We start from the raw sequence: 17,159 nt of genomic DNA, 5'->3' as shown, positions 1-17,159 counted from the left end.
AAAAAAAGTATATTTGCAATAATTTGATGTTTTTTTCAATTATATGACACTTTTGTTACGAAAACCATTGACAAATTCATGATAACGTCCTATAATTAGAGTGTTCTAATTTTCGAGGGACTAAAAAAATATTGTTGTCATTTCATACTGATCGATGCTAATACCAATAATCATTTTTCTATTCCTAAGAAACAATATATAAAAGGAGGAAGAACACTAATGGGTATCGGTATTATTATTGCTAGCCATGGTAAATTCGCTGAAGGTATTCACCAATCAGGTTCTATGATTTTTGGTGAACAAGAGAAAGTTCAAGTGGTTACTTTCATGCCAAATGAAGGTCCTGACGACTTGTACGCTCACTTCAAAGATGCCATTGCTCAATTTGACGCTGACGACGAAATTCTAGTCCTTGCAGACCTTTGGTCTGGATCACCATTTAACCAGGCAAGCCGAATTAAGGAAGAAAATCCTAATCGCAAGATGGTTATCGTGACAGGACTCAACTTGCCAATGCTTATCCAAGCATATACGGAACGTATGGTAGCTCCTGATGCTGGGGTTGAAGAGATTGTCGCTAACATTTATAAGGAAACAAAAGAAGGCGTTAAAGTCCTTCCAGAAGGCCTTATTCCTGAAGAAGACACTAAACCAGCCGACGCTAAACCTTCTATTCCTAAAGGTACCATTCCTGAAGGAACAGTACTTGGTGATGGAAAAATCAAATACGTTTTGGCTCGTGTTGACACACGTCTTCTCCACGGTCAGGTTGCGACTGGTTGGACTCACTCAACTCACCCAGACCGTATCATCGTTGTTTCAGACACTGTTTGTCATGATAAACTTCGTACAAACATGATTAAACAAGCCGCTCCATCTGGTGTTCAAGTTCACGTTATCCCAATTAAAAACATGGTTAAAGCAAACAATGACCCACGTTTTGGAGATACACGTGCTATGCTTCTCTTTGAATCTGTTGAAGATGCTCTTGCTGCTGTTAAAGCAGGTGTTGATGTTAAAGAAATCAACCTTGGTTCTTCAGCTTATAAAGAAGGAAAAGTCAACGTTACTAAAGCTCTTTCATTTGACCAAACAGATGTGGATGCTATCAAAGAGTTGCAATCATTGGGTGTCAAATTTGACGTTCGTGGGGTACCAAGTGATAGCCCAGCAAACGTTGATGCCTTGATTAAGTCAGCTGAAACTAAATTAGCAGAGAAGAAATAATTTTGGAGGATGCATAAATGAGTTTAGTACAAATTATTTTAGTCGTAATTGTTGCTTTCATCATCGGTTGTAGCTCAGTTAACGACCAAATCGAAACATACCAGCCAGTTGTGGCTTGTTCCCTTATCGGTCTTGTTACTGGTCATCTCGAACTCGGCGTAATGTTGGGTGGTAGCTTACAGTTGATTACTATGGGATGGGCTAACGTTGGTGCTGCCATGGCACCAGATGCCTCACTTGCCGCTGTTGCTTCTACAATTATCCTTATCTTGGGTGGTCAAGGAACTAAAGGAATTGGTCCTGCCATCGCCCTTGCGGTGCCTTTGGCTGTTGCCGGTCTTGCCTTGACAATGGTTGTCCGTACAGCAACTGTCTTCATCGCTCATATTATGGATAGCCGTGCAGAAGCTGCTGATATCGCTGGTGTTGAAAGATGGCACTTTATCGGTATGGCCCTTCAAGGTCTCCGTGTTGCTATCCCTGCCCTCCTCTTGCTCTTGATTCCTGCACACCTCGTACAATCTGGTCTTGAAGCTATGCCTGAATGGTTAAAATCAGGTATGACAATCGGTGGTGGTATGGTTGTAGCCGTTGGTTATGCCATGGTTATCAACATGATGTCTAGTCGTGAAGTTTGGCCATTCTTCTTCCTTGGTTTTGCTTTGGCTGCCCTCAAAGAATTGACCTTGATTAGCTTGGGTATCATCGGCCTCTGTCTTGCCGTTATGTACCTTGCACTTGAAGCTAGTGGTTCAAATGGTTCTTCAAATGATGGAGGATCAGGTGATCCCCTCGGTGAAATTCTGGAAGACTTTTAATTAGGAGGAAAGAAAATGGCTGATTCAAAAATTAAATTAACAAAAGCAGATCGTTTCAAAGCTTTCTTGCGCTCATACTTCCTTTTAGCTTCATTCAACTATGAACGTATGCAAAATGGTGGTGTGGCTTACACCTTTATTCCTGCAATCAAAAAACTTTATCAAACTAAAGAAGACCGTGCTGCTGCGCTTAAGCGTCACTTGGAATTCTTTAATACACAACCTTTCATGGCCAACCCAATCTTTGGGGTTACTCTTGCCTTGGAAGAAGAACGTGCCAACGGTGCTGAGATTGATGATGCTGCTATCTCAGGGGTTAAGGTCGGTATGATGGGACCTCTTGCAGGTGCCGGTGACCCTCTCTTCTGGTTTACCCTTCGTCCAATCTTCCTTTCACTAGGGGCAGGTTTGGCTGTTTCAGGTAACGTCCTAGGCCCAATCGTCTTCTTCGTTCTCTGGAACGTCATGGTAGCTGCCGTTAAATGGTATACTCAAGAATTCGGTTACCGTGCTGGTACTGCGATCACAGACGACTTGTCAGGTAACCTTCTTCAACAAGTGACTCGTGGCGCATCAATGATGGGGATGTTCGTTATCGGTTCTCTTATCCAACGTTGGGTAAGCATTACCTTCACACCAGTTGTCTCTGTTGTTAAACAACAAGAAGGTGCTTATATCGATTGGGATAAACTTCCAAAAGGTATTGCCGGTGTTAAAGCAGCCTTCCTAGAACAAGCTGCTGGTAAATCACTCGAAGCCAACAAGGTGACAACATTGCAAGATAACTTGAACCAATTGATTCCTGGTCTTGCTGCCCTTGGTTTGACTTTCCTCTGTATGTACCTTCTTAAGAGAAAAGTTTCTCCAATCGTTATCATTTTGGGTATCTTTGTTCTAGCTATTGTTCTCCACATTATTGGTGTACTCTAATCGGAGCAAGGTATGGTTAAATCGCTCAATACGGAAATGGCTCACACAACTAAGGGAACTTGGTTTCGTGAAGGGCCTATTTACGGAAATATCATGGTCGGAGATAAGGCCTTCGAATTTTACAATGATACGAAGTTGCAAGACTACGTTCAAATCCCTTGGGATGAAATCACTTATGTGATTGCCGATGTCTACTTCGGTGGTAAATTCATCCCACGCTTTGAAATCCGCACTAAGCAAAATGGACGTTTCCGTTTTGCCAGTCGAAAAAGTCGAATAACTTTGAAAGAAATTCAAAAAAGAATTCCTCGAGAAAGTTTAAGAAAAGCACCTAGCTTTATCGCTGTCTTCAAACAAGGCTTTAAAAATCTTTTCCGACTCATTGTCAAGAAGAAATAATCTCCGAATATTATAAAAAGATTGTCCAATCTAATGGTTGGGCAATCTTTTTATAATATTTTGCTCATTTTTGAAAGAGTTTGACTTCTTTTGAAATTTTATCTCACTAGCTATTGACATTTTCTTGAAAGCGTTTTAGAATATAATTGTTCTTGATTTCTTATGTTTAAAAAGATTGAGAGACGCTTTTTTTAGCGTCTTGATAAAAATCGGAGATAGTCTTTTTAAGCCTAGGAAAAAATAATTTATAAGGAGGAGAACACGAATGGGTATCGGTATTATTATTGCCAGCCATGGTAAGTTCGCTGAAGGAATCCACCAATCAGGCTCTATGATTTTTGGAGACCAAGAGAAAGTTCAAGTCGTAACTTTCATGCCAAGTGAAGGTCCTGATGACTTGTACGCTCACTTCAACGACGCCATTGCACAATTCGATGCTGATGATGAAATTCTTGTTTTGGCTGACCTTTGGTCTGGTTCACCATTTAACCAAGCCAGCCGAATTGCTGGAGAAAATCCAGATCGCAAGATTGTTATCATCACAGGACTTAACTTGCCAATGCTTATCCAAGCATACACTGAACGTATGATGGATGCTAACGCTACTGCAGAGCAAGTTGCTGCTAATATCATCAAGGAAGCTAAGGGTGGTATCAAAGCACTTCCAGAGGAGCTTAATCCAGCTGAGGAAACAACAGCAGCTCCTGTAGAAGCTGCAGCACCTCAAGGAGCTATCCCAGAAGGGACAGTTATCGGAGATGGTAAGCTCAAGATTAACTTGGCACGTTTGGACACACGTCTCTTGCATGGTCAGGTAGCAACTAACTGGACACCTGCATCTAAAGCAGACCGTATCATTGTTGCTTCAGATGACGTTGCTAAAGATGAGCTTCGTAAAGAATTGATCAAACAAGCAGCACCAAATGGTGTTAAAGCAAACGTTGTTCCAATTCAAAAATTGATTGATGCTTCTAAGGACCCTCGCTTTGGTAACACACACGCACTTATCTTGTTCGAAACGGTTCAAGACGCACTTCGTGCTATCGAAGGTGGCGTGCCAATCAAAGAACTTAACGTTGGTTCTATGGCTCACTCAACTGGTAAAACAATGGTTAACAACGTTTTGTCTATGGACAAAGACGATGTTGCTTGCTTCGAAAAATTGCGTGACCTTGGCGTTGAATTCGACGTCCGTAAGGTACCAAATGATTCTAAGAAAGATTTGTTCGACCTTATCAAAAAAGCTAACGTTCAATAACCTTCATTCGGATAAATTAGCTGATCATCTCAGCTAATCACAACTCAATAGAAAAGGAATTATTACCATGTCAGATATGTCAATTATTTCTGCAATTTTGGTCGTAGTTGTTGCCTTCCTTGCTGGTCTTGAAGGTATCCTTGACCAATTCCAATTCCACCAACCACTTGTTGCATGTACCCTCATCGGTGCTGCTACAGGTAACCTCACTGCAGGTATCATGCTTGGTGGTTCTCTTCAAATGATCGCCCTTGCTTGGGCTAATATCGGTGCCGCTGTCGCTCCTGACGCTGCCCTTGCCTCTGTTGCTGCTGCCATTATTTTGGTTAAAGGTGGTAACTTCACAACTGAAGGTATCGGTGTTGCGACTGCAACAGCTATCCCACTTGCGGTTGCCGGTCTCTTCCTAACTATGCTTGTTCGTACAGCATCTGTTGCCCTTGTTCATGCCGCAGATAAAGCTGCAGAAAGCGGAAACATCGCTGGTGTTGAACGTGCACACTACCTCGCCCTCCTTCTTCAAGGGTTGCGTATCGCTGTGCCAGCTGCCCTTCTTCTTGCTATCCCAGCAGAATCTGTTCAACATGCCCTTGGTTTGATGCCTAGCTGGCTCAACCACGGTATGGTTGTCGGTGGTGGTATGGTCGTAGCCGTTGGTTACGCCATGGTTATCAACATGATGGCAACTCGTGAAGTTTGGCCATTCTTCGCCATCGGTTTTGCTTTTGCTGCTATTAGCCAATTGACACTTATCGCTCTTGGTGCTATCGGTGTCGCTATTGCCTTCATCTACCTCAACCTTTCTAAACAAGGTGGCGGAAATGGTGGCGGAACTTCAACTGGTTCTGGCGACCCAATCGGCGATATCTTGGAAGACTACTAGGAAGGGGTGCTCTCATGGCTGAAAAAATTCAATTATCTCAAGCGGATCGTAAAAAGGTTTGGTGGCGCTCACAATTCTTGCAAGGTTCATGGAACTATGAACGTATGCAAAACTTGGGTTGGGCTTACTCACTCATTCCTGCTATCAAAAAACTCTACACTAACAAAGAAGACCAAGCCGCAGCTCTTAAACGTCACTTGGAATTCTTCAATACCCACCCTTACGTAGCTGCTCCTATCATGGGTGTTACCTTGGCTCTTGAAGAAGAAAAAGCTAACGGTACTGACATCGAAGATGCTGCTATCCAAGGGGTTAAAATCGGTATGATGGGACCTCTTGCCGGTATCGGTGACCCTGTTTTCTGGTTCACAGTTCGTCCTATCCTTGGTGCCCTTGGTGCATCATTGGCACAAGCTGGTAACATCGCTGGTCCACTTATCTTCTTCATCGGTTGGAACCTTATCCGTATGGCCTTCTTGTGGTACACTCAAGAACTTGGTTACAAAGCAGGTTCAGAAATCACTAAAGACATGTCTGGTGGTATCTTGAAAGATATTACTAAAGGGGCATCAATCCTTGGTATGTTCATCTTGGCTGTCCTTGTTGAACGTTGGGTATCTATCGTCTTCACTGTAAACCTTCCAGGTAAAGTTTTGTCTAAAGGTGCCTATATCGAATGGCCTAAAGGCAATGTTAGCGGTGACCAACTTAAGACTATCCTCGGCCAAGTTAATGACAAACTTAGCTTCGATAAGATTCAAGTTGATACCCTTCAAAAGCAATTGGATTCATTGATTCCAGGTTTGATGGGACTTCTCCTTACTTTTGCATGTATGTGGTTGCTTAAGAAGAAAGTTTCACCAATCACAATCATCATTGGACTCTTTGTAGTTGGTATCATTGCAAGCTTCTTCGGAATCATGTAAAAAGAGTAAGAGTTTAGCAAAGCTGAACTCTTTTCTTATGCTATAATAAAGGTACTACAATCAAAAAGCGAGATAGATATGGCACAATCACTAAACAAAACAGTTGAATTGCATACAACAGGCGTTTCCTACATGGCTATCGGAGGGAAAGTCGGTAAATTTCTAATCGGAGATGTGGCTCTTGAATTCTACCCAGATGTCAATGTCGAGCAATACATTCAAATTCCATGGACTAGCATCACACAAATCGGTGCAAATGTCTCAGGAAAGAGAATTAGCCGCCACTTTGAAGTGTTAACAGACAAGAGCAAATTCCTCTTTGCTTCTAAAGATTCTGGGAAGATTCTAAAAATTGCTAGGGAACACCTTGGCAATGAAAAAGTCGTCAAGCTACCAACTCTCATTCAAACTATTGGGGCTCGACTCAAAGGTTTATTTGCCAAAAAATCATAATTTTTGTATAATATAACAGACGGATAAGTACTAGCTAGACCCTTACAGAAAGCCTGCGGTTGCTGCGAGCAGGTAGGGTTGACCTACGAAATTCTACCGTTTCTAATAATTAAAAACATAAACAAGTGCACTCCTGTGAAGTTGGATGGAACCGTGGCCTATGTCACTCCAACACTTTCACTGGAGTGTTTTACTTTTTGGAGGAACTTATGTTAGATGTAAAACGTATTCGTAACGACTTCGATGCCCTTGCCGAAAAATTGGCTACACGTGGTGTCGCTGCTGAAACTTTAAATGAACTCAAAGAGCTTGATGTTAAACGTCGCGAACTTCTTATCAAATCTGAAGAACTCAAGGCTCAACGTAACATTGCTTCAGATGGTATCGCTCAAGCTAAGCGTAACAAAGAAGATGCTTCCGAACAAATCGCAGCAATGCAAAAAGTCTCTGCAGAAATTAAGGAGATTGATGCAGAACTTGCTGCTATCGATGAGAAGCTTAACGCCATCGTTGTGACACTTCCAAATACACCAAATGACTCTGTTCCAGTAGGTGCTGACGAAGACGAAAACGTAGAAGTTCGTCGTTGGGGAACACCTCGTAACTTTGATTTTGAGATTAAGCCTCACTGGGATCTTGGGGAAGACCTTGGTATCCTAGATTGGGAACGTGGTGCTAAAGTCACTGGTTCTCGCTTCCTCTTCTACAAAGGACTTGGAGCAAAATTGGAACGTGCAATCTACAACTTCATGTTGGATGAGCACGCTAAAGAAGGTTACACTGAAATGATCACACCTTACATGGTTAACCACGACTCAATGTTCGGTACTGGTCAATATCCAAAATTTAAAGAAGATACTTTCGAGCTTGACGGTACTGACTATGTCCTTATCCCAACAGCCGAAGTTCCTTTGACAAACTACTACCGTGGTGAAATCCTTGATGGTAAAGAATTGCCAATCTACTTCACTGCTATGAGTCCTTCATTCCGTTCAGAAGCTGGTTCAGCTGGTCGTGACACACGTGGTTTGATTCGTCTTCACCAATTCCACAAGGTTGAAATGGTCAAATTCTCAAAACCTGAAGACTCATATGATGAATTGGAAAAAATGGTAGTTAACGCTGAAAACATCCTTCAAAAACTTAACTTGCCATACCGTGTCATCACTTTGTGTACTGGCGATATGGGATTCTCAGCTGCGAAAACTTACGACTTGGAAGTTTGGATTCCAGCACAAAACACTTACCGCGAAATTTCTTCATGTTCAAACACAGAAGATTTCCAAGCCCGTCGTGCACAAATCCGTTACCGTGACGAAGCCGATGGTAAAGTAAAACTTCTTCACACTCTTAACGGTTCAGGACTTGCTGTTGGACGTACAGTAGCCGCTGTCCTTGAAAACTACCAAAACGAAGATGGTTCAGTAACTATCCCTGAAGTTCTTCGCCCTTACATGGGTGGTGCTGAAGTGATTGCACCAAAATAACAAGGAAAATCTCCAGAAAGAACCTGGAGATTTTTTAGTTTTTATTAGCTTTCTCGTAATAGGGTTTCAACTTATCAAATCCATCAGCAAGTTTTTCTACTAACTCTTCTATTGTTTCACTAGTAGTCACAGGAACATCATATTTAACCAATACCTTACGAACACGATTATCTCTAACTGCTTCTTTAAGCATCTGACGATTGTCTTCAGTTCCTTCCACACGATGACTGACACCATTTTCCTGGGCAAAATAGTATAGAGAGGGTGCAATCGGTAAGTCTAGGACCTTATGTTGTTTAGCTAGAGTAGTATCTGATTTTTTCCGTTCGATAAAGCTAACTTCAACTGAGACTCCCCAATCTTTAGGCTGACCATAGAGCCGAATCGCCATGGCAACATCGTCTAAACTGTCCTCAGGTGCCTTATAATAGCACCAAAAGTGTGGCCGACATATTTGTGCCTGATTGGCCCAATTACTGACACGATCCATCTTAAAGGGTGTCAAACGCTCCTCTAGAGCTTTGGATAAGACCTGCATTTCCTTACGAGCTGCTTGACCAAGTGCCTTGAGGTCTTCCATCTCTTCCTGGTGTAGGCCCGCCTTTTCAGGTTTGATATACTTAACCCCTTGTTTAGATAAATAAGCTTGAATATTTTCTAACATCGTTTTCTCCTTACAATGATAAAAGACCAACCCATAAAGATTTTATTCTGGTTGGTCTCTTTTTTTATTTACGTTTACGAGCAATTAAATGGATTGGTGTTCCCTCAAAACCAAAGGCTTGACGAATTTGATTTTCCAAGAAACGCATGTATGAGAAGTGCATAAGCTCTTCTTCATTGACAAAGATAACAAATGTTGGTGGTTTAACCGAAACTTGTGTGCCGTAGAAAATCTTAAGGCGTTTTCCTTTGTCAGTTGGTGTTGGGTTGATGGCAATGGCATCCATGATAACATCATTCAAGACAGCCGATGAAATACGACGGTTTTGACTCTCACTGATGCGTTTAATCATCTCTGGCAACTTGTTAAGACGTTGTTTCGTCTCAGCCGATACAAAGATAATTGGTGCATAGCTCAAGAATTGGAACTGATCACGGATATCTGCTTCCCAATTAGCAACGGTATGATTGTCTTTCTTAATCGTATCCCATTTGTTAACTACGATGATAATCCCTTTACCAGCTTCATGGGCAAAACCAGCGATACGCTTGTCATACTCACGAATACCTTCTTCGGCATTGATAACCATAAGGACGATATCAGAACGGTCAATGGCACGCATTGAACGCATGACAGAGTATTTCTCCGTATTTTCATAAACCTTACCAGATTTACGCATACCAGCGGTGTCAATCATGGTATACTCTTGACCTTCACTGTCCACAAAGTTTGTATCAATGGCATCTCGAGTCGTACCAGCAATCGGACTAGCAATCACTCGGTCCTCGCCCAAAATGGCGTTAATCAAGCTTGATTTTCCGACGTTTGGACGTCCAATCAAACTAAAACGAATGATATCTGGATTTTCTTCTTCAACTTCTGTTGGAAGGTTTTCAACGATAGCATCGAGAACATCCCCTGTACCAATACCGTGAACAGATGAAACTGGGTAAGGATCACCAAGTCCAAGAGAATAAAAATCATAGATATCTGCACGCATCTCAGGGTTATCCACTTTATTTACCGCCAAAATAACTGGCTTGTTGGTCTTATAGAGAATACGAGCAACGTACTCGTCCGCATCTGTCACGCCTTCCTTACCGGAAACGACAAAGACAATAACGTCAGCTTCAGTCATGGCAATGTCAGCTTGGTGCTTAATTTGTTCCATAAATGGTGCATCAACATCATCGATACCACCAGTATCAATCAAGCTAAACTGGCGATTAAGCCATTCAGCAGAGGTATAAATACGGTCACGTGTTACCCCTTCAACGTCTTCGACGATAGAGATACGTTCACCCGCAATTCGGTTAAATAGGGTCGATTTCCCAACGTTTGGGCGACCCACGATAGCAACTGTAGGTAATGTCATATGTTTAAGTCCCTGATTAAATAGGGATTCCTTTCTTCAATTAGCAGTCTCACTTCCACCAAGGAAAGCAAACTCTCTTATTCTTTATCATTATTAGGATCACCCTAACGGCGATTAACACCCTTCAAGTGAACCTCTTTGGCAAGAAAACGGATACGCTCCATCACACGTTTGGCCTGCCAAGTCTCATCTCCTTGACGTCCATTGGATAGCTTTGCTTCTAAATCCGCAAAACTATAGTTAGACGTAAAGAAGGTAGGCAGCTCCTCAATCATGCGATGCTGGAGGATAACTTGCAAAACATCATCCCTAATCCAAGAAGAGAATTGTTCTGCACCGATATCATCTAGAACCAAAACTTCCGCCTGTTTGACAGCATCAATTTGTTCCTTGACAGAACCATCCTTGATTCCATTTTTAACATCAATAGTAAAAGATGGGTAATGAATAATGGTCGTAGCAACCTTCTTAGTCTCTGAAAGTTCATGAGCCATAGCAGCCAACATGAAGGATTTTCCAACCCCCATGTCTCCGTAGATATAGAGGCCTTTCTGGTCTGGACTAGGGTAATTCGCCACAAAATCCACGAGACTCTCAAAGGTATCAACACGAGCCACATCATCTAGAGCAATGTCCGCAAAGGTAATCTTACGATAAGACTGAGGCAGACTCACCAAATTAATCCGTTTAGCAATAGCCTGCTGTTCTTGTTGCTCTTTGAGCTGACGCGTCTCCTTATAGGTTACATCAGCGTAGCCTTCATTCATGGTCAGAATCGGTTCATACCCCTTGGCAATATACGAGGCATCACCTTCTTTGACCTTACGGCATTCCACCAGGAATTGATTAAACTTAGGAAGACTACGCTTGATTTCATCCTGGCTTAGGCTATGCTCTTGAATAAAGCTAGCCACTCTTGGATCTGCCAAAATTTGCTTCGTTAAATCTGTTGCATTGCCAGACCCATGATGCCCTGCTCGGTTTAGGGTTTGTCCAACTCTTTCCATAGGCTACTCCTTTCCTTTTTCTAGTTTTGCCAAAGCTCGACGTCTAATTTCATCCAACTTGGCCTGATCAGCCTGACTGGTTTGATTATCATAATCTGGATTACTCCAGCTCGGCACATTTGTTTTCTTCTTAGAATCAGCTTTTGCTTGCTGTGATTTCTTGTCATAACCACTACGCAAAGCTAAAAGCCCCTGTTCAGCAGTGACGATGTTCTTAAAGGCAAAATCGTTGGCAAGTTTAGAGATATACTCTCGATTTACATTCGTTGAACGTGTCCGTCCCAAACTATAGGCAACCATGAGGTTAATGACCTCATCCATAAAGCCTCTTTGTGCCAAATCCGTGAGAATCTGCTTCTCAGAATTAGTCACAGTCCCGCTTGGGCCTTTAGCACTTTGCAAGTAATCTATAGGCTTTTCGGACCTAACCGCTTTAAGAATCTTTTTCTCCGTCTCCGTCAAAGCAGAATCACCACCCAATGTTTGAGCTTGAGCCTGCTCTAATTGCACCTGCATACGCTTGACAATAATCTGGTGGTTCACGGCTGTCTTTTTCGCTAAGAGATAGGTATCATACCAGTTCATGCCATGAGTTTCAGACAATTTATAGATTTCTGGCACATCTGTCTTTTCATCTGTAAATACAAGACCATCAGCCTGCATACGATTCCTGAAACTGCTTAAATCAAATGAATTTTTGGGCTTGATTTCAGACACAGACTTTTGAGCCAAACGCTCATCGGTAAAGACATCCGAAAAACGTTTAGATAAATCTTGCAAGCCTTGTAGACCTGCAGGTTTCAAAGCATCTACTGCTGGTTCACTAATCTTTTGCTCGAGAAGTGAACTATAAACGGCATGTTTTAAAAACTGTTCAATTGATAAGGGAGACTTAAGCTCTATAACATAAAACCCTTGAGGGGACTGGTAAAGGGCCAAAAGATCTACTGCTGTCAGAACCGCCAGTGCTTCCTGAAGGGGCTGCATTCCAAAGTTAAGGTGGTTCAGAATAGCCGCAAACTTATGGCGGTGATTCCCATTGTCATAAAAAGCCACGAAATACTGGTAGAGAGCGTATCCCTCACCCCCAATAATGGGATAGTAGCAACGCATCAGACTTGCCTGATCGGGAACGATAACCTGATTGCCAACATAAACAAATTCTTCAATAGGTCTCATTTTTTAGACTCTTTTTTCGCACGTACAGTCTTGGTGATTTCTTGAAGCAACTCTTCAATCTCATCAACATCTTTGAAAGAACGGTAGACACTGGCAAAACGTACATAAGTAATTTCATCAAGGTCAGCGAGTTCTTTCATCACTAAATTCCCAATGACATCACTCTCAACCTCTCCATCATGGTTACGGCGAATGTTTTGCTCAATACGGGTGATGGCATTTTCGATATCCTCACTAGAAACCGGACGCTTCTGAGCACTCATCAAGATACCATTGAAAATCTTGTCGCGAGAGAATTGTTCACGAGTACCGTCTTTTTTGACAACCAAAAGTGGAACCTCTTCCACACGCTCAAATGTTGTAAAACGAGCATGACAAGAATCACACTCACGACGACGACGAATAGTATTCCCATCCTCTGCCTGACGGCTATCGATAACACTAGATTTATTATGTTGACATTTTGGACAACGCATGCACTTCACCACCAATCTTTGAAATTCGGTACTCTATTTTACCATAAAAACACATAAAAAGCACGCCCTAAACGAGGCGTGCTCATGACCAAGAATCACTCTAAGTCTCTTATAAATTGATTTAAAGCTCAAGTTGAGGTATCGTCGTTTCTCGATCTGCAAATGGAATGTAAAGGTCGAAACGTGTTCCAACACCAAGTTCAGAACTAACATCAATACGGCAGCGATAAGCTTCCACAATTTGATAAAGGATTGACAAACCAATACCAACACCAGATTGAGTTGTTGTACGGTTACGTGCCTTATCTGAACGATAGAAACGTTCAAAAATATGATTGATATCTTCTTTTGAAATCCCCTCACCGTTATCTTGCACTTGTACCAACATTTCATCTTCCAATGCTTTAATAGTAACCTGTATTTCCTTATTGACAGGCGAATACTTGACCGCATTATCAATCAAAATGGTGATCGCCTGTTCAAAGTGCTGACTATAAATCTGTGCTAGACGCTCTGAACTTTCGAAATCATTGAGATAAAATTGATAATCTTCATGCAAGACACGGAAGTTCCCAATAACCGTACGGATTGAAGAATTCAAATCACAAGTATCGTTTCTATGATTTTCAAATGATCCTTTGACACGGATAGAATCCAACATATCATTAATCATAATCGTCATACGGTTGGCCTCGTGACTTGCAGCCTCAAGACTTTCTTCAAGAATCTCAGGGTCATTTTTACCCCAACGTTGCAAGAGGTCCATATGCCCCTTGATAACCGCAATCGGCGTACGCAATTCATGACTGACGTCACTCAAGAAACGCATCTGCATCTGATTATTTTCTTGAATTTTATCCATCATGCGGTTAAAGTTAACCGCCAAATCACCAATTTCATCGTGACTTTCAATCTTAGAACGAAGTTCCAAATCACTTGGCGAATCGGTAATAACTCCCATCGTTTCGTGCAACTGTCTCATCGGACGAAGAATAGATGTCAAGACAACTACAGTTGCTGCGATAACTAGGACAGTCATCCCCACTTCTAGGAAAATCAACAAGAAAACCAAACGCTCTTTAAGAGCATAGTAGAATTCCAAATCATGGAAAATCTGGGCATAGCCAACGATGGTCTTTTTATCCTTACCGTAAATTGGAACTTGTAGTAAGAAACCACGCTTTCCTTTATAGGATACTGACTTCAGTTTGTTTACCTCGGACATACCGGGAGGCGAATCTGTATTCTCCTCAGAAGTAAAGATAAAGGTTCCTTTTTTGTCATACACAAAAACTGACTGATTTGAATATAATTTATTAGAAATTGCAACTTGACCATCCAAAGAGTGCTTTTCAGAAAGTACGCCATTAATAATTGATGCATAGATATTTTTAGGCGAATAAAGAGCCGCTAAGAGCGGTTCTGGACTTAATTCTTCATCCGAATCCCAATCCTTTTCGATGTAAGTAACAACTTTTGCGATTGTAGTGTTTACATTTTGACGTTCACGTTGCAAAAGAAGCGTATTAGCTGAAAAAATAACAACCAGAGTGAACAACGACAATACAAGAAAGAAGACCACAGCAGTTGTCATGGTCAACTTTTTTCTAATGGTTACTTTACCAAATAATTTATCTTGTAATTTACTCATTTTTCACGGATAACGTAACCCATTCCTCGTACTGTTTGAATATATGATTCCTTACCTGGAACGTCGATTTTTCCACGCAAATAACGAATATAAACATCTACCACGTTTGTTTCGATGGCGTCATCATATTTCCAAACTTGAAGCAAGAGTTCCTCACGGGTCATCACTTGGTTCATATTGCTCAAAAGTGTGTTCAACAAATCAAACTCACGTTTTGTCAATGGAATTGCTTCATCACCACGAACAACTGTACGGTTTTGAACATCCAATTTCAAATCACGATAAGTTGATGCTTTTGCTGGTGCATTCTTAGCAGATTCGATATCTTGGCGACGGAAGGTTGCACGGATACGTGCCAACAATTCTTCAATCGCAAATGGTTTTACAATATAGTCATCAGCACCGCGGTCCAAACCAGCAACAATGTCCATGATTGAATCGCGAGCTGTCATCATCATAATATAAGTATCTTTTTCTTGTTGGAGACGACGTGTTACTTCAAAACCGTCCATCTCAGGCAACATAAGGTCCAAGAGAATAAGATCGAAATCTTTCTCGAGTGCCATTTCAAGTCCTTCGCGTCCGTTGTCTGCTGTCACAACGTCGTATCCTTCGTGTTGAAGTTCAAGAGAGACAAAACGAGCAAGGTTTTTCTCATCTTCAACAATCAAAATGCGTTTGCTCATAATAAGTATTTACCACTTTCTTAAAATTTTTTGACTTCCATTTCCCTTAAAAAGTCTGTAGATTTACCCAATGAATAAATCCGAAAATTAACTTCTAATGATATAATAATACAGATTTTTAAAATTGTCAAACATTTTTAGTTTGTTTTTTTGAATTAATTTTCATCAAAGAGACCGTTCAATTGGGCAAAGGGATTACTTGCCTCTTTTTTCTCCTGTTGAAGAGCGGCAAAATCCTCTTCTGACAAGACTTCCCAGTCATTCCCAGAGAGCGAAATTTGTCCTGATTCTTCCTCAGGTGTTAGTACTCTCAAAGGAATATTAAGAAGAATATTATCTAGAATACTCTCATCAAGATTAATAGTATCCCCATCCAAGATAAGAACTAAATTTTCTTCGACTAATTCTTTTTGCAGAGCAGCATCTGCCTCTTGTATAAAGGTTTCTGAAACCGGATAGTTAAAACTAAGGGTCACAGGTTCAAGTGAACGGCTAGATGGCAAGGTAATATCATAGCTAAGTTGATAATCCAAAAGGTACAAACCATTGTCATAGGCTACATGCCCACTTGCTTGAATCTGTTCAAGATTTAAAACTTGATCATAGCGTTCTTTAATAGACTCCAACAAAGAAGGTGCTTCGTTAAAGGCGAGCCCTTCTGGAGACTTTCTAACTTCTGAAAGATAAATCATTTTTAATCCTCAAATTAAATTTCCCCATAGGGATCTATTTTCAATCCACAAGACCATAATCCCCCACATTCACTTTTCATTAGAGAGCATGATTATGATTTTAGACTTAATTAGTATTATATCAAATTTTTAAGAAAAAATAACACCTTTAATATTACATATTTCTTAAACTTAGAACTTTTTTCACAGCTAATGAGAAACTTATTCAGACCTAGTTTCCATCTGTCTTATAGCGTTAGATGAAAGCTCTTAATTATGGTAAAATAAGAGCATTGAAACTAGATAAAAGGAATATAAAATGACACCTGAAGATTTTTACAAGGCTTTGAAAGAACTAGGGTTCGATCTCAGCCAAAAACAAAAAGACCAATTCCAACGCTACTTTGAGCTCTTGGTAGAATGGAACGAAAAGATCAACCTTACTGCAATCACAGAAAGAGACGAGGTCTACCTCAAACATTTCTACGATTCCCTAGCTCCTGTTCTCCAAGGACATATTAAAAATCAGACTATTCGACTTCTCGATATCGGAGCTGGAGCTGGATTTCCAAGTCTCCCTATGAAAATCCTTTGTCCTGAACTTGATGTGACTATCATTGACTCTCTTAATAAACGCATCAATTTCCTTAATCTCTTGGCCGATGAACTTGAGCTCAGCGGTGTTCACTTCTATCATGGACGGGCAGAAGATTTTGGACAAGACAAGGCCTTCCGTGCTCAGTTTGATATTGTAACTGCCCGTGCTGTTGCACGCATGCAGGTTCTCTCAGAATTGACCATTCCTTTCTTAAAGGTGGGTGGACAACTTATTGCACTTAAAGCTGCAGCAGCTGACGAAGAGCTAGCCGATGCTAAAAATGCCTTGAACTTGCTTTTTGCCAAGCCTGTTCTCAACGAGAACTATAAACTGCCAAATGGGGATGGACGTAATATCACCATTGTCGATAAGAAAAAAGAAACCCCAAATAAGTACCCACGTCGTGCTGGGATGCCTAACAAGAAGCCGTTATAACATTTACCCAAGGATGTTTCTTGCTCCTTGGATTAT

General features: G+C 41.2%; 18 protein-coding genes. 10 read left to right on the top strand and 8 right to left on the bottom strand.

Features of this window, described 5'->3' with window-relative positions; all coding sequences use genetic code 11:
* Positions 1-219: 219 nt before the first annotated feature.
* From HMPREF2877_RS07955 to serS, 9 genes are all read left to right on the top strand, one after another.
* Entirely contained in the window at positions 220-1,227 is a 1,008-nt protein-coding gene (locus tag HMPREF2877_RS07955) for a PTS sugar transporter subunit IIB (protein WP_002886607.1), read from the top strand.
* 17 nt (positions 1,228-1,244) lie between these two features.
* Positions 1,245-2,045 (top strand): PTS mannose/fructose/sorbose transporter subunit IIC, encoded by an 801-nt coding sequence (locus HMPREF2877_RS07950; protein WP_002886606.1) that lies wholly within the window; start codon positions 1,245-1,247, stop codon positions 2,043-2,045.
* A 15-nt stretch (positions 2,046-2,060) separates the two neighbouring features.
* The gene (locus HMPREF2877_RS07945) at positions 2,061-2,975 is read left to right on the top strand and encodes a PTS system mannose/fructose/sorbose family transporter subunit IID (protein ID WP_002886605.1); all 915 of its coding nucleotides are present in this window, start codon (positions 2,061-2,063) and stop codon (positions 2,973-2,975) included.
* A 12-nt stretch (positions 2,976-2,987) separates the two neighbouring features.
* A complete protein-coding gene (locus HMPREF2877_RS07940) occupies positions 2,988-3,374 on the top strand; it encodes a DUF956 family protein (protein ID WP_002886604.1) in 387 nt (128 codons plus the stop codon).
* Positions 3,375-3,639: 265 nt separating this feature from the next.
* Positions 3,640-4,632: a PTS sugar transporter subunit IIB gene (locus tag HMPREF2877_RS07935; protein ID WP_002886603.1), complete on the top strand. Its 993-nt coding sequence runs from the start codon at positions 3,640-3,642 to the stop codon at positions 4,630-4,632.
* Between the two features lie 67 nt (positions 4,633-4,699).
* Positions 4,700-5,515 carry a PTS mannose/fructose/sorbose transporter subunit IIC gene (locus HMPREF2877_RS07930; RefSeq protein WP_013990068.1) on the top strand — a complete coding sequence of 272 codons (816 nt, stop codon included), beginning with the start codon at positions 4,700-4,702 and terminating at the stop codon, positions 5,513-5,515.
* Between the two features lie 14 nt (positions 5,516-5,529).
* Positions 5,530-6,441 carry a PTS system mannose/fructose/sorbose family transporter subunit IID gene (locus HMPREF2877_RS07925; protein ID WP_014633591.1) on the top strand — a complete coding sequence of 304 codons (912 nt, stop codon included), beginning with the start codon at positions 5,530-5,532 and terminating at the stop codon, positions 6,439-6,441.
* A gap of 78 nt (positions 6,442-6,519) precedes the next feature.
* Entirely contained in the window at positions 6,520-6,894 is a 375-nt protein-coding gene (locus HMPREF2877_RS07920) for a DUF956 family protein (protein ID WP_002883765.1), read from the top strand.
* Between the two features lie 209 nt (positions 6,895-7,103).
* On the top strand, positions 7,104-8,381 hold the full coding sequence (gene serS / locus HMPREF2877_RS07915) for a serine--tRNA ligase (protein WP_013990066.1): 1,278 nt from the start codon (positions 7,104-7,106) through the stop codon (positions 8,379-8,381).
* A 34-nt stretch (positions 8,382-8,415) separates the two neighbouring features.
* Here serS and HMPREF2877_RS07910 read toward each other — a convergent pair whose 3' ends face one another.
* The 8 genes from HMPREF2877_RS07910 to HMPREF2877_RS07875 all read right to left on the bottom strand — a co-directional run bounded on the left by HMPREF2877_RS07910 (position 8,416) and on the right by HMPREF2877_RS07875 (position 16,111).
* Positions 8,416-9,045, bottom strand: a complete 630-nt coding sequence (locus tag HMPREF2877_RS07910; protein WP_070579521.1) for a ribonuclease P — start codon at positions 9,043-9,045, stop codon at positions 8,416-8,418.
* 64 nt (positions 9,046-9,109) lie between these two features.
* A complete protein-coding gene (gene der, locus HMPREF2877_RS07905) occupies positions 9,110-10,420 on the bottom strand; it encodes a ribosome biogenesis GTPase Der (RefSeq protein ID WP_002886596.1) in 1,311 nt (436 codons plus the stop codon).
* Between the two features lie 104 nt (positions 10,421-10,524).
* Complete coding sequence (dnaI, locus tag HMPREF2877_RS07900) at positions 10,525-11,427, bottom strand: primosomal protein DnaI (RefSeq protein WP_013990064.1); 903 nt, start codon at positions 11,425-11,427, stop codon at positions 10,525-10,527.
* 3 nt (positions 11,428-11,430) lie between these two features.
* On the bottom strand, positions 11,431-12,606 hold the full coding sequence (locus tag HMPREF2877_RS07895) for a DnaD domain protein (protein ID WP_013990063.1): 1,176 nt from the start codon (positions 12,604-12,606) through the stop codon (positions 11,431-11,433).
* Positions 12,603-13,082, bottom strand: a complete 480-nt coding sequence (gene nrdR, locus HMPREF2877_RS07890) for a transcriptional regulator NrdR (RefSeq protein WP_002886592.1) — start codon at positions 13,080-13,082, stop codon at positions 12,603-12,605. Before nrdR ends, HMPREF2877_RS07895 begins: the two co-directional genes overlap by 4 nt.
* Before the next feature lie 121 nt (positions 13,083-13,203).
* Positions 13,204-14,733: a HAMP domain-containing sensor histidine kinase gene (locus HMPREF2877_RS07885; protein WP_013990062.1), complete on the bottom strand. Its 1,530-nt coding sequence runs from the start codon at positions 14,731-14,733 to the stop codon at positions 13,204-13,206.
* A complete protein-coding gene (locus HMPREF2877_RS07880) occupies positions 14,730-15,419 on the bottom strand; it encodes a response regulator transcription factor (RefSeq protein ID WP_002886589.1) in 690 nt (229 codons plus the stop codon). The genes HMPREF2877_RS07885 and HMPREF2877_RS07880 overlap by 4 nt, the downstream gene beginning before the upstream one ends.
* A 155-nt stretch (positions 15,420-15,574) precedes the next feature.
* A complete protein-coding gene (locus tag HMPREF2877_RS07875) occupies positions 15,575-16,111 on the bottom strand; it encodes a DUF177 domain-containing protein (RefSeq protein ID WP_070579518.1) in 537 nt (178 codons plus the stop codon).
* A gap of 298 nt (positions 16,112-16,409) precedes the next feature.
* On the opposite strand from HMPREF2877_RS07875, the gene rsmG reads away from it, so the two are divergent.
* On the top strand, positions 16,410-17,123 hold the full coding sequence (gene rsmG, locus HMPREF2877_RS07870) for a 16S rRNA (guanine(527)-N(7))-methyltransferase RsmG (protein WP_013990060.1): 714 nt from the start codon (positions 16,410-16,412) through the stop codon (positions 17,121-17,123).
* Positions 17,124-17,159: the final 36 nt, after the last annotated feature.

The sequence above is a fragment of the Streptococcus sp. HMSC072D03 genome, assembly GCF_001812855.1.
Lineage (GTDB): Bacteria > Bacillota > Bacilli > Lactobacillales > Streptococcaceae > Streptococcus > Streptococcus salivarius_D.
Note: the sequence above shows the minus strand (reverse complement) of the source record. Positions and strands in the feature narration are given on the sequence as shown.

What these genes read in the sequence shown, in the direction of transcription:
- HMPREF2877_RS07945 (WP_002886605.1), top strand. Translation starts at nt 2,061, where the DNA reads ATGGCTGATTCAAAAATTAAATTAACAAAAGCAGATCGTTTCAAAGCT.
- HMPREF2877_RS07875 (WP_070579518.1), bottom strand. Translation starts at nt 16,111, where the DNA reads ATGATTTATCTTTCAGAAGTTAGAAAGTCTCCAGAAGGGCTCGCCTTT.
- serS (WP_013990066.1), top strand. Translation starts at nt 7,104, where the DNA reads ATGTTAGATGTAAAACGTATTCGTAACGACTTCGATGCCCTTGCCGAA.
- HMPREF2877_RS07885 (WP_013990062.1), bottom strand. Translation starts at nt 14,733, where the DNA reads ATGAGTAAATTACAAGATAAATTATTTGGTAAAGTAACCATTAGAAAA.
- HMPREF2877_RS07940 (WP_002886604.1), top strand. Translation starts at nt 2,988, where the DNA reads ATGGTTAAATCGCTCAATACGGAAATGGCTCACACAACTAAGGGAACT.
- HMPREF2877_RS07920 (WP_002883765.1), top strand. Translation starts at nt 6,520, where the DNA reads ATGGCACAATCACTAAACAAAACAGTTGAATTGCATACAACAGGCGTT.
- der (WP_002886596.1), bottom strand. Translation starts at nt 10,420, where the DNA reads ATGACATTACCTACAGTTGCTATCGTGGGTCGCCCAAACGTTGGGAAA.
- HMPREF2877_RS07925 (WP_014633591.1), top strand. Translation starts at nt 5,530, where the DNA reads ATGGCTGAAAAAATTCAATTATCTCAAGCGGATCGTAAAAAGGTTTGG.
- HMPREF2877_RS07935 (WP_002886603.1), top strand. Translation starts at nt 3,640, where the DNA reads ATGGGTATCGGTATTATTATTGCCAGCCATGGTAAGTTCGCTGAAGGA.
- HMPREF2877_RS07880 (WP_002886589.1), bottom strand. Translation starts at nt 15,419, where the DNA reads ATGAGCAAACGCATTTTGATTGTTGAAGATGAGAAAAACCTTGCTCGT.
- HMPREF2877_RS07910 (WP_070579521.1), bottom strand. Translation starts at nt 9,045, where the DNA reads ATGTTAGAAAATATTCAAGCTTATTTATCTAAACAAGGGGTTAAGTAT.
- dnaI (WP_013990064.1), bottom strand. Translation starts at nt 11,427, where the DNA reads ATGGAAAGAGTTGGACAAACCCTAAACCGAGCAGGGCATCATGGGTCT.
- HMPREF2877_RS07955 (WP_002886607.1), top strand. Translation starts at nt 220, where the DNA reads ATGGGTATCGGTATTATTATTGCTAGCCATGGTAAATTCGCTGAAGGT.
- nrdR (WP_002886592.1), bottom strand. Translation starts at nt 13,082, where the DNA reads ATGCGTTGTCCAAAATGTCAACATAATAAATCTAGTGTTATCGATAGC.
- HMPREF2877_RS07895 (WP_013990063.1), bottom strand. Translation starts at nt 12,606, where the DNA reads ATGAGACCTATTGAAGAATTTGTTTATGTTGGCAATCAGGTTATCGTT.
- HMPREF2877_RS07930 (WP_013990068.1), top strand. Translation starts at nt 4,700, where the DNA reads ATGTCAGATATGTCAATTATTTCTGCAATTTTGGTCGTAGTTGTTGCC.
- HMPREF2877_RS07950 (WP_002886606.1), top strand. Translation starts at nt 1,245, where the DNA reads ATGAGTTTAGTACAAATTATTTTAGTCGTAATTGTTGCTTTCATCATC.
- rsmG (WP_013990060.1), top strand. Translation starts at nt 16,410, where the DNA reads ATGACACCTGAAGATTTTTACAAGGCTTTGAAAGAACTAGGGTTCGAT.